Annotated in this window: 13 protein-coding genes; 5 read left to right on the top strand and 8 right to left on the bottom strand. The window is 46.0% G+C overall.

All coding sequences use genetic code 11. From position 1 onward, the window contains the following. Positions 1–5: 5 nt before the first annotated feature. Complete coding sequence (arsH, locus tag GGR41_RS07175; RefSeq protein ID WP_167661294.1) at positions 6–740, top strand: arsenical resistance protein ArsH; 735 nt, start codon at positions 6–8, stop codon at positions 738–740. A gap of 52 nt (positions 741–792) precedes the next feature. After that, positions 793–1,104, top strand: a complete 312-nt coding sequence (locus GGR41_RS07170; RefSeq protein WP_167661293.1) for an ArsR/SmtB family transcription factor — start codon at positions 793–795, stop codon at positions 1,102–1,104. 356 nt (positions 1,105–1,460) lie between these two features. Here the strand turns inward: GGR41_RS07170 and GGR41_RS13180 are convergent, their stop codons facing one another. Both GGR41_RS13180 and GGR41_RS13260 read right to left on the bottom strand, forming a co-directional pair. After that, positions 1,461–1,568 (bottom strand): hypothetical protein, encoded by a 108-nt coding sequence (locus GGR41_RS13180; RefSeq protein WP_268235112.1) that lies wholly within the window; start codon positions 1,566–1,568, stop codon positions 1,461–1,463. Between the two features lie 43 nt (positions 1,569–1,611). After that, positions 1,612–1,734: a YdhR family protein gene (locus GGR41_RS13260; RefSeq protein WP_268235111.1), complete on the bottom strand. Its 123-nt coding sequence runs from the start codon at positions 1,732–1,734 to the stop codon at positions 1,612–1,614. Between the two features lie 116 nt (positions 1,735–1,850). Between GGR41_RS13260 and GGR41_RS07160 the strand changes: the two genes are divergently transcribed. Next, a complete protein-coding gene (locus tag GGR41_RS07160) occupies positions 1,851–3,752 on the top strand; it encodes an MrcB family domain-containing protein (protein WP_167661292.1) in 1,902 nt (633 codons plus the stop codon). A gap of 45 nt (positions 3,753–3,797) precedes the next feature. Continuing rightward, on the top strand, positions 3,798–6,236 hold the full coding sequence (locus GGR41_RS07155; RefSeq protein WP_167661291.1) for a restriction endonuclease-like protein: 2,439 nt from the start codon (positions 3,798–3,800) through the stop codon (positions 6,234–6,236). A 163-nt stretch (positions 6,237–6,399) separates the two neighbouring features. Here GGR41_RS07155 and GGR41_RS07150 read toward each other — a convergent pair whose 3' ends face one another. From GGR41_RS07150 to GGR41_RS07135, 4 genes are read right to left on the bottom strand one after another with little or no spacing between them, the layout of a single operon-like run. Next, positions 6,400–7,413, bottom strand: a complete 1,014-nt coding sequence (locus GGR41_RS07150; RefSeq protein ID WP_209279779.1) for a zinc-dependent alcohol dehydrogenase — start codon at positions 7,411–7,413, stop codon at positions 6,400–6,402. Further along, positions 7,410–8,219 (bottom strand): SDR family NAD(P)-dependent oxidoreductase, encoded by an 810-nt coding sequence (locus GGR41_RS07145; RefSeq protein ID WP_244951451.1) that lies wholly within the window; start codon positions 8,217–8,219, stop codon positions 7,410–7,412. Before GGR41_RS07145 ends, GGR41_RS07150 begins: the two co-directional genes overlap by 4 nt. Positions 8,220–8,242: 23 nt before the next feature. Next, positions 8,243–8,791 carry a 2,4'-dihydroxyacetophenone dioxygenase family protein gene (locus GGR41_RS07140; RefSeq protein WP_167661289.1) on the bottom strand — a complete coding sequence of 183 codons (549 nt, stop codon included), beginning with the start codon at positions 8,789–8,791 and terminating at the stop codon, positions 8,243–8,245. Positions 8,792–8,840: 49 nt separating this feature from the next. Further along, a complete protein-coding gene (locus GGR41_RS07135) occupies positions 8,841–10,103 on the bottom strand; it encodes an MFS transporter (protein WP_167661288.1) in 1,263 nt (420 codons plus the stop codon). 265 nt (positions 10,104–10,368) lie between these two features. Between GGR41_RS07135 and GGR41_RS07130 the strand changes: the two genes are divergently transcribed. After that, positions 10,369–11,310, top strand: coding sequence for an AraC family transcriptional regulator (locus tag GGR41_RS07130; RefSeq protein ID WP_167661287.1), 942 nt, complete (start codon positions 10,369–10,371; stop codon positions 11,308–11,310). 132 nt (positions 11,311–11,442) lie between these two features. Here GGR41_RS07130 and GGR41_RS07125 read toward each other — a convergent pair whose 3' ends face one another. Then, on the bottom strand, positions 11,443–14,727 hold the full coding sequence (locus tag GGR41_RS07125) for a DEAD/DEAH box helicase (protein ID WP_167661286.1): 3,285 nt from the start codon (positions 14,725–14,727) through the stop codon (positions 11,443–11,445). A gap of 146 nt (positions 14,728–14,873) precedes the next feature. Further along, positions 14,874–15,257 (bottom strand): RNA-guided endonuclease InsQ/TnpB family protein (locus GGR41_RS07120; protein WP_167661285.1); only part of this gene is annotated, 384 nt, incomplete at its 5' end.

The following is a 15,257-nucleotide window of genomic DNA, read 5'->3' as shown; positions in this document are numbered from 1 at the left end:
CATTTATGAAAGAGGATGCAAAATTGTTAAAAGATGAATTACCGAATATTGATGTAAAGCAATTAGAAACCCCTGATTTAAATCGGCTATTTCCCAAAAAACACACATTACATTCACCTCGTATTGTGTTGCTTTACGGGTCTGTTCGAGAGCGTTCATACAGCCGTTTTGTAACGGAAGAAGCTGCTAAGATATTAAATAAGCTAGGCGCTGAGACTCGAGTTTTTGATCCTCGAGGTTTACCGCAGCCCGATGGGGCGACGGAAGATCACCCCAAGGTGAAAGAGTTACGAGATTTAGTGCTTTGGGCAGAGGGAATGGTGTGGACTTCCCCAGAGCGCCACGGGGCGATGACGAGTATTTTAAAGGCACAAATTGACTGGATTCCTTTGTCAATAGGCGCTGTACGGCCTACTCAAGGTAAAACTTTAGCGGTGATGCAAGTGTCGGGTGGCTCACAGTCCTTTAACGCCGTCAACCAAATGCGGGTTTTAGGACGTTGGATGCGGATGATTACCATTCCTAATCAGTCCTCTGTGGCTAAAGCGTATTTGGAGTTTGAAGAAGATGGCCGGATGAAACCGTCCTCGTACTATGATCGCATTGTGGATGTGATGGAAGAGCTTATGAAATTTACGTTACTGACTCGTGAATGCTCTGACTATTTAGTTGATCGCTATAGTGAAAGAAAGGAAAGCGCCGAGGAGCTGTCCAAGCGGGTGAATCAGCGTAGTATTTAGCTTCTATTCGCTTCGAGAGCGTTTTTCCTGAAATTGAATGGATTAGGTAGGTATGAATCAAAAAGAGGCGGTCAGTAAATTTGATGCCTTAGCTTCCGAGCTGAGGCTTGATATTGTGAAGCTATTGGTGCAGTTTGGTGACGATGGTTTAGTGGCCGGAGAAATCAGCCTACAGTTGGCTATTCCTCCGACTAATCTATCTTTTCACCTAAAAACTCTGACACACGCTGGTCTTGTCTATGTAGAGCAAGAAGGGCGGTTTCAGCGCTATCGTGCTAATACTTCGGCATTGATGAGTTTAGTGGGATATTTAATGGAGAAGTGCTGCGACAAGCAAACTAAACCAAAAACCGAATTATGTTAGTTATTGAAAATAGACTAGCTAATTAACTAGTCGATAATAGAAAAAAATAGAGTTCCGAACTATTTTGTCCGTCTACAAGGGATGGTTCGCAGTCTGCTTTTAGAGGCGGCACCATTCATGGGCTCGCTAGGCAGTGCTCGCTTCACTTCGTTACGCTGCGTGCTGAGCCGCTCACCCAAGAATGCCTCCGTCCCTGGCTGATCTTGCCGCAGGTGCACAGCTAGTCATTTGTGTACATGCGGAGTCATATATTGTATCCATGTCGCATAAATTACACCGTTAATTGAGCCCTCCAGTGACAAAAGAAGGTGTGGCGGATTCACCCAACCTTTCTAGAGGGAAAATGCTTTAGGGTTTTAGTTGTCTACAGGCCCGTGGTTAATACGAGAGAGTGGTGCCTGAGTAGCTAAGAGTTTGACGTTGACATGGGGGAGGCCAAATTGTTTAAGACGAGCACTATGCATGAACAAGTACGCTTCCCGCTTCATTTACCTCTGAATTTTCTGTTCAAATCTTCCAAATTAGACATGGTTCGTGGCTAATAGACTGAGCGAGTTCTTGCATAGCAGGCGTCATTGCATCGCCCCAATGGTCTGAGTAGGGAAAATCGACGTAAAGAATATAGCTCACAGCACACTCTTTACGGTGTATAGAGGGTTTTATTATAAGAGCAGTAGAAGGAGGAGGGATGGACCGATTTCAATTTCTGTTAAGATTATATTTTATATTAATAATTTGAAAATGATATGGATCTGAGAGCAAAGTTTGTTTACTTTTTAAATAACTGGGTAGACGCTAAAAAAAAGTCATATAAAGAAAATAAAATTGCAATTTTTTTTAGAAATAATTTAAAGAATGATCTGGAAAATTTTGTTCATGAGAAAAACTCTGCTTTACAGGTAAAAGCAAGCGTTGGTGCTGGGCTATGGGCAGATGTGGCTTGGATTTCGATTTTAGACCCAGCTGTTACTGAAACAACTCAAGATGGTCTCTATCCCGTTTACTTATTTTGCTCGGATGGCTCTGGATTTTATTTGTCATTAAATCAAGGGACTACAATTCCTACTAAAACCTATGGAAAGCAGCAAGCTGAAAAACGAGCACAAGCTATTCAAGATCGTATTTTACGGGATATTCCTGAGATTAATTTTTGGCCTGAAAGAATAATAGATTTAAAACCTAATACAGATTTAAGTAGATCTTACGAGAAATTTAATATTGCTGCTAAGTTTTATAGCTTACACTCTATTCCTTCTAATGAGGAACTAATCTACGATTTAGTTGAAATGGTAGATTTATATAAAAAGGTCAAAGAATCTATTCTTAATAAAAATCCAGAAAAATTGGTTAGGAAAAAGAACATAGTGAGCAATAAGATAACTTTACCTAAACCCTTCCTCCTCCTAGCCGGTATCTCTGGCACAGGTAAAAGTCGTTTTGTCCGGGAACAAGCTAAAGCATGGGACGCTAGTTTAGAAACTTATTGTCTGGTGTCAGTGAGACCTGATTGGCATGAACCTAGCGATTTAATGGGGTACGTGTCTAGGTTAGGCCAACGACCGCAGTATGTGGCTACCGATGTGTTGCGTTTTATGGTGCGGGCTTGGCAAGAGGTGATTGAGTCTGTGAAGCGAGATGATCAAGGACGGCCAGTGCGTTGGCTAGGCCGAGATCTAGATCAGATTCGGCCTTTTTGGTTGTGTTTAGACGAAATGAACCTGGCTCCGGTAGAGCAGTATTTTGCTGATTATTTATCTGTATTGGAAACACGGAGTTGGACCTATGCTGAGCCGTCTGAGGCCACATCGTATAGCTATAGTTGTGATCCTTTAATTAAAGGTTCGGTCTTCAGTTCATTGGATGTAGGTATGACTGATGACGACTTGAAGCCTTCTGATTTGTTGGCTCAAGATTTAGGCTTAAATCTTGAGCTGCCTTTGGATAAGGATATATGGGATTTGTTCTTGCAAGAGGGCATTGGTATTCCATTTAATCTTATCGTAGCAGGTACGGTGAATATGGATGAGACCACGCATGGGTTCTCCCGTAAGGTCATTGATCGAGCATTAAGTTTTGATTTTGGCGATTTTTTTCCTAATAATTTTGAGCAGTTTTTTGAACCTGCTGTTTTCAATAAAATTTTAACGTATCCGACTCAATCGCACGCCGACCGTTCTACTTTAAGTACAACCATAGACAGTGATGGCGCTCTTAGTATTCAGTTTTTAGGCAAAGTGAATGAGGTACTAAAAGGGACGCCATTTGAGTTGGCATATAGAGCCCTCAATGAATTGCTTTTGGCTGTGATGAGTGCTCAACCCAAGGATGAGGCCACATTGCAAGCAGTGTGGGATGATTTTTTAATGTGCAAAGTCTTGCCTCGTCTGGAAGGGGATATAGATAAGCTCGGTGGCGCTCATTCCTTATTAGAACAACTAGAAGAGGTGCTCCCTGTAGAGCTAGACTCCATATGGAGTCCTTCTACTGAGTCAGCAACACGTCCTGATTTATATCGTGAATATAAAGTCACAGACTCTGATTCTGTGATGACCTCGTCTGAAGTGCTCATAGCATGTCGTACTCGAGCTAAGCTAGGGTGGATGCGCAAGCGCCTAGAGAGCTCTGGATTTACGAGTTTTTGGCCCTAGCTTTGCCCATTAATTGTGAGAGCTTAAAGCAAACAAGGAGGTACGATGCCAGAGCTGTTGCGGTTACACACACCTGATTTTGAGTTGTCGGTGTGGGCTAATGACATTACTAAACAAACAGAAGGTTATCAATCCACACTAAATAAGCGAGGTATAGAGGCGCCCCAGCATGTATTGCGATTTAATCCACCTTTGGCGGAGGGGGTTTTTTGGGTAAGCACTCCTCCTTTATCACTAGAAAAGGGAGATGCGGAAAAGGTGACTTTGAAGGAGGCTTCTCATGTTTTACTGACACAGCCTCTTTTTTTTGAAAATACCTTATATCAGTTTGAATGGGTGTTTTTGCAACCAGTTAGCCATGCCTATTTAACGCATCGTAGCCGGGCGATTAACGAGGCGTTTAGGTTTGTTCCTAAACGTGGTGACACACCGGCACGTTTAATGGGGACCATTCAGACAGCAAATGACGTAGGTTGGCTCAGTTTACCTTTATGTTATGAGCTGAAGGGTCAAGCTCAAACCCAGAGCTTAGCTTTTGAGGTTTTGCCTATTAAGATGGCACTGCATCAAGATTTACCGGCGATGTATGAAACTATTGATCAGAGCTTTCCTTTGTGGCGTTTTAGTCTCATACAAAAAACAGCGCAAGAGGCACAGCGAGGTCGACTGCAAGGCTCTTTTCCCTTAATGTGGCTAGCTAATTTCACTGCATTACGTCAACGTTTTGAGCAGGGCTTAAAGGTGATTTGTGTTGCGCCACACAATCGCTTAGTGTCTTTTACAACTTCTACTAAGGCGGCAAGGCTTAAAGGACGTTTATCGCCTAAGCTCAGTGAGCGGGTTTTATTGGACTTGGCCAATGGGCTACATGAACGCCACTATGCGGTAGAGCAAAAACGTCTAAGTGTGAATACACCAGAAAACCGTTTTATTAAGATGGTGGTGACACAAAGTAAAAATCAACTTGCTAAATTTGAAGCAAAATTGCGCAGTCATAACGAGGCACCCCAAAATCAACGTTTTTCACAAGCATTTTTGAGTGAGCTGCATGCTTGGCAGCAACCTTTGCAAAAATTACTACGTCAAAGCTTTTTAACAGAGGTAGGGTCCTATACAGGGTCAAATCGAGAGTCCTTGGTGCTGCAGCAAAAAACAGGTTATAGCGCGGTCTATAGAGTTTGGCAGGAGCTGAAGTTTTATTTGGATGCGTTAGGTGGTCTGTCGACTATTTCGATGAAATCGGTAGCCGAAATTTATGAAATTTGGTGTTTTTTAGAAATTAAGCAGCTTTTAGAATACGAGCTAGGCTTTAGCATAATTCTCAGTCAAATGGCGAAGCTGTCGTTAAATAGTTTGTTTGAGTATCAGCTTGAAGATGGGTTTGCGGGTGCCTTTGAGTTTGAGCGCGCTGATGGCGTGAAGGCTAGGCTAGTGCATGAGCCAGTTTTTAGTAAACAGAGTAAGCCGATTCGCAGTTATTTGGTGAATCAAAAACCTGATATTGTTTTAGAGGTCACTTTGCCACCTACTGGTTTACAGGAGGCCAAACAGTTTATTTGGTTGTTTGATGCCAAATATAGGATGGAGGAAGGACGAAAGAGCCCTAATAGCTCAAAAGTAGATTTGGCTCCCGAAGATGCTTTGAATCAAATGCATCGCTATCGAGATGCTTTAATACACTTGGAAACCGAGAAGAGCAAGCAAAAAAGCCGTCCTATCTTTGGAGCTTTTGTTTTGTACCCAGGATTTTTTGATCAAGAGGCTAGTGAGAATCCTTATCAAGCTGATATTGCCGAGGTAGGTATAGGTGCTTTTGCGTTATTGCCCAGTTTGCAAAAAAATGAAGCGGGAAGCGATAAACACACGGGTCGATTATGGCTAGCACGGTTTTTAGATGAGCAGATGGGCAGGAAGAAGGATGGGGGGTTGTATGAGTCACCGGAAATTGCTGAGCGCATTTACGTGCAGGAAGCCGCTCGTATTCCTGCCTATGGCATGAAGCAAAGTTTATATCCTGATTTGCTTATGATGGCAGCTTTAGGGAAAGAAGAGGATCGTGATCCCGCTTATTTCGATAAGTTTAGACAAGGGCTAGCACAATGGTATCACATGCCCAAGAAGACGTTTAATGACAGATTCAAGCATGGCGTAGTGACTGAGATTCGTTATTTAGGCTTGGCATTTGCAGAGAATAAAAATTCAGATGATAAGCAAATCACAAAAGTTTGGCCTGTTAAACAGGTTAAGTTGGTCGCTCGTCATGAAATTAGCGTACTGCAGTCAGGAAAAGAGTCTACTCACGATGAGCTTTATTATCTGTTTAAATTAGGTAAGCCGCTAGCTTTATCACAGCCTATTTGTAATGTTACTGTGAGCCCAATGACGAGCTCTATGATTCTAACGACATTGTCTAGGATAGAAAATGTGAGCTGCTTTAGCAAGGTAGAGACGGTATATATAGGAGCAGATTATGCTTCCTTGTAGGGTTGAGCGATGCTCGCGGCAAAGGATTGTCGAAGGCTTGGTCTTCTTCTACAAATAAATCTAGACCGGTGTGTAGTCACCATCTTTAAGAATTATTTTGTAATTAAGATCAGAAAAAGGGCTCCTGATGTAGGAGCACCCCTATGGGGCGCTCCCACCCCATTTAATGCTCATGACAAATCATGACTTTGCAGTAGGGGGAGTTCGATTTAAGTGTTTCAAATAATGCGGGCAAGGTGTGTAAAGAGGTGCGTTTATTAATAAAAATGTCTATTAAAACGGGCATAGCGGTTAGCATATCTAATGTTGATTCATATTCTTGCTGGTTAAAAAAGACGGCGGTTTGAATGCGCAGTTCTTTGGATAGGGCCTCAAAAGGGATAAAGCTGTCAGGTTTTGTGCATAGGCCTAGAATAAGCAAGGTGCCTTGGGGGCGTAATAGGGGGATGGCTTGTGCAATGAGGCCGGGGACGCCAGCGCAGTCAAACACAATATCAGCCCCTTGGTTGCCAAGCTTGGCAGCAGTGGTTTCTGTAGGCAATTGCGGGGCACAAACGAAATGGTTGGCGCCTAGTTCCAACGCTTGGTTTGCGCGCTCTGGTTTGATGTCTTCTACGATGATTTTTCTGGCACCAAAGCGGCGAGCCCAAAATACGACGGCTAAACCGATTGGCCCAGCACCGTAGACAATAATGTCTTGCCCCGGCTGAAGGCCTGATTTTCTAACGCCGTGCAAAGCAATAGCCAGAGGTTCCACCAAAGCTCCCGTCTCAAAGTCGGTCTCAGCGGGCAAGGGGATGCAAAGGCGGGCTGCGACGGCGGCAAATTCGCCATAACCGCCGCCCATTAGCGCCATTTCCGAGCACCAGGCGGGATTACGGGCCAGGCATTGAGCACAGTGGCCGCAACTGTGATAAGGCATAACCGCCACCTGTTGCCCTATTTTTAGATGGGTGACGTCTTTACCTAGAGCGATGATCTCTCCTGCAAACTCGTGGCCTAATACGCTACCGGGCTGCAGGTTAAAGGTGGGGTCTTCGGTCATGTGTAAATCCGAGCCACAGATACCGCAGCGTTTGACGGCTAGAATGACTTCATCGCTAGCAGGAGTGGGGGCAGGGATTTTCTCTACCCGCAATGGCTTGCCGAAGCCTTCAAAAATAGCTGCTTGCATCATAGAATACTCCCCAAAGACATGCCGCCATCAATGACCAAGTGAGCCCCTGTCATGTAATCAGAGGCATCAGAGGCAAGATACAGCGCAAGTGGTTTAATTTGCTTAGGCTCTGCCACACGACCTAAGGGGACCTTAGAGTCCCAGGCTTCGCGGGCTTGGGGATTGCTCTTAAGCCAACCGCCCCCAATGTTTGTGACAAAAGGACCAGGGGCAATAGCATTGACCCGAATATTGAACTCGGCAAGCTCTAGGGCCAATTGACGTACCATATGAGCTAGGCCGGCTTTGGCTGGCATATAGGGTAGACCGACAATGGGCCCACACATTACGGCTGCGTTCGAGGAGGTCACTATAATCGAGCCACCTTTACCCGTGCTTTTCATGCAGCGCACGGCCTGACGTATGGTGTTATAGGGGCCAGTTAAATTGACCTGAATGCTTTTATCCCATGTTTCTGGGTCGTAGGTGTCGACTTGTCCTTGCTCGTTCCTATAGCCTTCGGGGTTCCAGAAACCCTGTCCGGTATCAATTCCAGCATTAGCAAACACAATATCTAGTCCGCCATAGCGGTGTAGATGGTCATCAAAAACTTGCTGTGTTTGATGGCGATCAGTGATATCGAGTACTGCCCAGCGCACTTGCCAACCGTTTTGTAAGAGCCTTTGGCTTTCTTGGACCAACGCTGCTTCGTTAATGTCAGTTAAGGTTACGCTAGCACCTGCCTCAGCGAGTGCTTCCGCATAGGCCAGCCCCAGCCCCGAGGCTGCACCGGTCACAAGTGCTGTACGACCTTTAATAGAAAACATATCTAGAAAAGACATAGGAGTGCTTAAATCCATAGTTTTTTATTGATAGGAAGGCCGTGTTTTTCGCAATAACTTTGGTAGTGATCAATGAACCAAAACACATCCAGTGTTTCTAAAAAATTACCTTCAGAGTCATAAAATTCATTGGCACCCTGCATCCAAAATAAGGCTTTCATGCCATCGGGGTGGTCAGTAACTAAAGTATGAGCTGTACCCGGTAATTCCGTGATGAAGTCGCCTGGTTCACAGACCCAGTCGTATTCTAGGTAGCGGAAACTACCCTCTAGACCAATTGCCCAAACCATACCACGGTGCTTATGGGTACCAATCATGCCCGGGGACTTAATCCACAAGATATTACAGTACACGTTGTTGCGTACATCAAAGGCCAAGTGGCGGATGGCAGCATTGTCGCCAAAAGGAATCCAAGGGCTTTCTTCTTCTGATCGGTTGATGTAACTGCCTTCTACGCCCCATTCAGCGATACGGTGTGGTAAGGACTCGGGGACTTGCACGATACGGTAGTCATTATCTTTGTCTTTTTTGGTTGTTGCAGTAGCAGCTTTACTCATGATTTGCTCCAGTTTAGTCATTGTTGTGTAGTTAAAAGTAAGTCTGTGTTTAAGCAGTTTGCGTGAGGGTCTTGAGGCGAGATGGTGCGGTTTCCCGTAGACCACATGCACAGAGGCTAGCGAGAAGAGCTAAGGCAAACATTAGCCAAAGCGCGGATTGCAAACCAAATTGGTCGGCTAACATGCCCGTTAAAAAGGGTGAGAGCACGCCACCTATTAGCTCACCTGCCCCCATACTCAGTCCTAAGGCGGTTGCTACTAATCGAGGGTCTACACTTTCAGAGGGAACGGTGGCCATAAAGAGTGGCAGTGTGCCGTTAAAGCCCCAGCCAAAGAAGAAAATAATGGCTAGTACCCAAACAGAACCAGTAAAGTAGAGAGCCCCGAGTGGCAAGATCACGCCAATTAAGGGCATGAGAATTAAAAGAGGGCGTCGTCCAAAGCGATCTGATAGGCCCGTGATGATAAAACTACCCAATGTGGCAGAGACCCCTAGAGTGCCCATTAACCACCCCATGCTGGTTGGAGACACCCCTTTTACTTGGGTTAGGTAGAGAGGCATAAACACCCAGCAAACGACGAGGTAGGACACAAGCAAGATGCTAAGAGCAACGCATATTTGTACGTTACGGTCTTTTAAAACGCTAAATACGCTAACAGAAGCGGTTTCTTTTTGTGATTTTGCTAGAGAGGCTGGCTCGTCCAAGTAAAACCACATGAGTGCGGCACACACTAGGCCTGGGATACCAGCAAGAAAAAAGGCTTCACGCCAACCAAAGTAGCTAGCAAAAGAGACGAGTAGTACAGGAGCGACAAAAGACCCCAGTAGGTTTGAACCAAAGTTTTGCGTAATGCCTTGGGCTAAGCCTCGACGCTCTGCTGGTACTTCAGAGGCCACCATGGCATGGCTAATTGGTAGAACGCCACCCTCCGCGACACCCATGAGCAGTCGTGTTGCTAACAGAAAGGCAAAAGAACTGGCTAAACCACTGAGAAAAGAGCATAACGAAAAAGCAATGGTCGAAAGAACGAGTAGTAGTTTTCTTTTGCCTAGACTGTCAGAAAGCTTGCCTATTACTAGGGCTGAAATAGCCCAGCTAAAAGAGAGTGCACTAACTAGAATCCCGACCTGTGTATGACTAATTCCTAATTCAGGTTGGATGAATGGCATTAAAAAGCTAACCGCATTTCGGTCGAAGAAAACAATACCGAAATTTAAGCTAAGTAAGGCAATGAGTGTGTACTGATAGCGCCCAAAAGAGCGGGGTGCGGTCTCAGCTAATGCTGAGGGTGTATCCGATACGGTTGTCATACAAGTCTCCTACTTTTTTGATTATTACTCCGATTCTATTGAGTGTTTTATTTTGTTTCTTGGATAAAAACGAGATCTATAGGGATAGGAGCGCAAAACATATAGGGTCTTGACGGAGTGTGCGGAAGGCGTTCTTTCGGTAAGCTGTTTTACGTATCAACGACTGAGTGTGTTAGGGAGGCGATCCTAAGCATAAACAGGCAGAGCCCCCCTTATTCCTGCCTATAACAGTCTAGAAAAATAGGGGAATGACAAGGAGACCTTGATGCAGCAAATTGAGCAATTCTCTACATTTCAAATCCAGCCCCAAAAACGGTTAGCTTTTTGGAATTCTCTGTGTGATAGCACGTTGTCTGGAACTCGAATTGACAGTGCTTCGGCAGGGTTTAGGGCAGAAATGCTGCGTTGGAATGTGGGGCCTTTGGTATTGCTTAGGCCGCGTTCGGATGCGTCCCGAGTTCAACGTAAACAAAATTGTGCTCAATCATCACAGCGGCTAATCTTGCATTTTTTAAATCGAGGTATGGGGGGGATTAAGCATAAGGGGGGCGAGGCCATGTTAAATACAGGCAATTTTGTTATAAGCTCACCTTACATAGGCTATGACTTGTCGTTGTCGCAAGATCACGAGTTACTGGTGGTTGAGATGCCTTTAGAACCACTACGGCATCGTCTAGCCGATCTGGAAGAGGTCTTAGAGAAACCAATTCCTAGTGCAATAAGCGCAAAAATCTTGCAAGAGTTTTTATTGTCTATGTGGCGACATGGGGAGTACGCAGAAAACTTACCAGGCTGGGCCGAGGAAGTGACAGAGGTGTTTTTTGACCTGTTAGCGATGGCCATGCGGTATTCTGATGGTGCTGCTGCAACGCTATCTCAGGACACACAGCGACAAAGCTTACGTCGTGCAAAAACATTTGTGGCCAATAACTTTACTGATCCTGCACTGAACACACAACGCATTGCCGAGTATTTACATGTTTCTGTAAGAACAGTGCAACATCTTTTTTCTTTAGAGTCGACGACGCCCTCTGCTTATATTTTAGAAAGTCGTTTAAGTCGCGCTGCTGATCGATTAAAAACCGAGCCTACATTGAGCGTAACCCAAATTGCTTACGAAATGGGTTTTCAGGACAGTGCTTATTTTAGCCGATGCTTTCGCCGTCAGTTTGGTTTAACGCCCCGAGATTGGCGTAAGGGAGCATGAGTTTTGGCTAGACAGATTTTTGCTCCGCGGCCAGCTACCTCTTTATACGCTAAACCCTTCTCCACACCAATACCCAAAGCCATCAATGGTTGTAGTAATCGCATCCCGCTTGGTCTGTAAAAGCGATATTGCTTACTGCTGTATAAGTTTTTCTACGCCATCAAAGTACCGCATTCCAGTATTTTGTAGTTCTGAAGATAAAGGGCCTTGAGCCCAGTCTGTATAATTACCTACTACAAACAAGTGATGTTTGGCGCGTGTGACCGCCACATTTAATAAGTTGGGTTTGCTATTTACCCAGCTGATTCCCCCTGTGTTTTTACGAACGCTGGACGCAGCCAGACATAAAATGACGGTGGAGGCTTCTTTGCCTTGAAAAGTATGCACAGTGCCTATGTTTTCGTGTACAAAATGCTTGGCCTCTGCTGTTGCAGCGCGTTCTGTTCCTAGTGCTTGCTGCATCCAGAGCTGATGTTCTGGCTGGCGTAAAAGCTTCTCGGCATGGGTCTGTAGCTCGGTACGCATTTTGGAAAAAGGGGTAATCACATATACGCCGCCTGCGACCATGTTTGGGTGTGATTTAACCAAAAACTCTACTATTTTTAAGGCGGTGGTGGCTTCAGCTGTGTTTGAGTAGCCAGGTTTGCTAATGGAGGCGGGGGATTCTTCTACATGGATCCAGCCGCTGGGTAGAGCAGGCCAGCTAAATGACTGGCTAGCCATCACCATGGTGTTGTCGTAGGCAATTTTGTTAGCAATAGAGAACATTGGGTTTGTGCAACGTCTGTGCACTAGCAAAGGGATCCCAACGTTGCGTTCACCAATTTGCGCCATAAAGCGTCCGGCGCGGTCGGCTAAGCTTTGGGCTGAGCTTGCGCTCACTAAATAAGGGTCGCCCCATTCTTGAACGCCGTCTTGAGCCGAGACGGCAATAAAATCGCGCGCAATGGCGCGGTCTAAAGAGGGCGGCAGGGTTACCACTGGCTCGAGTTGGATAGGGTCACCTACAAAAATGGCCTGGCGACAGCGCTGCAGTAGGCCCACTACGTGATAGTTAACGGCTTGTCCTGCCTCATCAATCATGGCTAAGCCGAAACCGCCGGTTTTTTGCATTAATTTGAATTGGTTTTCAATAGAGGACAGTGAGCTGCTGATAACAGGAAAAAATAAGAATAACAGCGCCCATAGCTGTTGATGATGGGGCACGGTCTCGTTGGTTTCTAGACGACCATCAATCAGCTGATTCAAGTTTTCCCAATGCGCAGAAAATTGTGTGCTGCTGTGCTCTAACAATGCTTCATTGAGACGTAAAGCGCTTGCAAACATCTCGCTGCGGTGCCGGTTAAGTTTTTCACTGGCAAAAGGGGAGCTCTTCTGTAAACGCTGCTCGGCGGCTTCAGGTGATTCGTCAGGGTTTGGGGCGTAACTGCGGGCAGAGATAAGGTTTTGTTCTGGATGCATCTCCCAAAAAGCAGCCGATTCCGCCTGAGGATCGTTAAAAACTTGATAGCGAGAGAGAAAGTCGTGTTTTGCTGTATTTAGTTTTTTATCACTATGAGGTTGGTACAGTTTTTTTGCAAACCATTGCCGTTTGAAAGCATCTAAAGCGGCGAGGGATTCCTCCCACTGTGTTTCATCCAGATCGGTAAAAGAGGAAGCAAATGACTCAAGGGTCAACTTATGGGCTTCGATCTGTTGTAAGTGGTCAGTGAACGCCACAAAAAATGTATTGTATTTCTGATAGGCAGGGCACAGTTGAATGTCTGATGTCAGATCAAGCAGTTGATTTCTTTCCTGCCATTGACGAACAAATTGCGTCACGATTTGTGGGGCTTTCTGTGCACCCGCTTTTTGAAGCTCGCTATAAAAAAGATTCAGCTTGTACCTATCGTTGATGAATTTGATATGGTCGCTGACTTTTTTAAGTAAGGCTTTAAATGCATTGCGATTACTAGAGTTGCCTAGTACTGCGCAAAATAAACCCCAATCACTATCGGGCGTCAAGTGACGGAAATGAGTCGTTTGCTGGGCAAAGAGTTCGTCAAGTTGACCTAAAGCGGGCAGCTCTTTAGAAATATTTTCAACGGCTTTATTGTTGCTGGACGCGACTAACAGGCTGTGTTGCATGATGACGTTAAGATGAGTCGCGTTGCTGAACCAATCCGGTTGGTCACAGACTTGGCTTAATGCATGCGTGCGCGCAACGAAATGATCGGCAATAATATCTTTTAATAGCGTAGTTTTACCTGTACCCGGTGGGCCATTGACTGCAACGATGGGGGGTGGGTGGTCGCTATGACGCGCCACGTTCACGGCAAATGCCTGTAATAAGCTAAGCCCATAGCGCGGGTTCTCGGGCCAACGCCCGGGCAATAAAGCCCGCGTATGCGGTACAAAAAAATCGCCCTGATTGACTGCCGCAGTCACTTTAACTTGTTCAGGCTGCCCTGCTAAGTAATGGCTTAAAGGCTGAGACAAGCCGTCAAAGCCGTTAGATGAAAGCAAATTGATAGCGTGCTCAAGGTCTTTAACAAAGAAAGGGCCTAATTGTTTGCTTTCTATTTCATCAGGGTAATAACAAAAGCGCCAACGGAAAGTGATCGCACCACTCGATAGTTGATGGGGTTTATCTTGCTCGGCCATGTAGCCGCTTTCAAGTGGCTGGCAATGTTGGAGCATATAGTCGCGCGCTTGCTCGTCGGGCCAAAATTCGTCGGCTAGCTCTCGGTTAATCTCGATAATACGAGTTTGTAGCTCTTCGCTGCTTAGTGGTGGGCTATCTGGGCCGCCTAAGTGGCTATGGAGCTTGGTTTCAATACTAGCGATTCTGGCCTCAACCCACTGAGGAAGGCTCATATGGGCGGGTACCGAGCTACGACAACGTCGGTAGAGGGTACGCATGGTAGCCAGATTAAGGGTAATGTCTTCATCCTCATCGGAACGCAACCACGTTAACGTTTTTTCTGCCGGGTCCCATTGGGGAATCATGGCTTGTGCAACCAAATAGGTACGAGGCACGATATAGTTAGGATGCTTTTCGTGATCACGCGCTAAATAACCGGCTCGATGACACTGAAACATGATGAGCAAACGGCTTTTATCCGTGATGGGTATCTGTTGTGCTGCTATTTGTTCAATGGCGGTTTGGCCCCAGGTTGCCTTAAACTCGTCCGCAGGCTGACTAATAATGCCTTTTCGGGTATCAAATGGGCATTCGGGTAAGTCGAACAGTTCGGTATCAAGCCAGTAATTGAGAACGCGCTCACAGTCAGCTGCGCTTAGCGGCGCAACATTATTCGACGCGTGTGGCAGAGTAACCGTAGCATTTGTTGGAGAGGTTGGCTTGGGTTCGACTGTGCTAATGGCCGATTGGCGATCAAATAGCCGATGTAATAGGGATTTAACTAGTCCTTTCATGGGGCCTTTTTCGTTTTTATTTTCACTTTGTATGCAGTCGGTGAGTGCTAAGGCTTTACCTAATTAAGACAGTTGCCGTGGCACTGCTACGCCAATCGTTGTGTTGACATCCTCCCCCGCCTAAAGGCCGGGGATTCCTACAGCGCTCAAGGGAGGCATTGAGCCGTCCCAGAGTCGCTTCGGTGGGTTCCTGCTGCTGGCGGCATGACTGCACCACTCACTTCACAGGCGAACCGGGCGTGCCCCGCCCTTAATACATTGATCGCACCGACCACATCGGCGTTTTCCTTAACGCCACATGCTACGCACACAAATTGCGCTTGCGTAGGGCGATTTTCTTGACTGCAATGCCCACATTCAGGGCAGGTCTGGCTGGTGTAGTGCGGGGGTACAGCGACAAGCCAACCCCCTGTCCACGCCAGTTTGTACTCTAGTTGACGGCGGAACTCGAACCAGCCTTGATCCAAGATGGCTTTATTCAGACCGGACTTGGCCCGAACGTTTCGCCCCGGTTGCTCGGTTGTGCCTGC

The sequence above is a fragment of the Paenalcaligenes hominis genome (genome assembly GCF_011927625.1).
Taxonomy (GTDB): domain Bacteria; phylum Pseudomonadota; class Gammaproteobacteria; order Burkholderiales; family Burkholderiaceae_B; genus Paenalcaligenes; species Paenalcaligenes hominis.
Note: the sequence above shows the minus strand (reverse complement) of the source record. Positions and strands in the feature narration are given on the sequence as shown.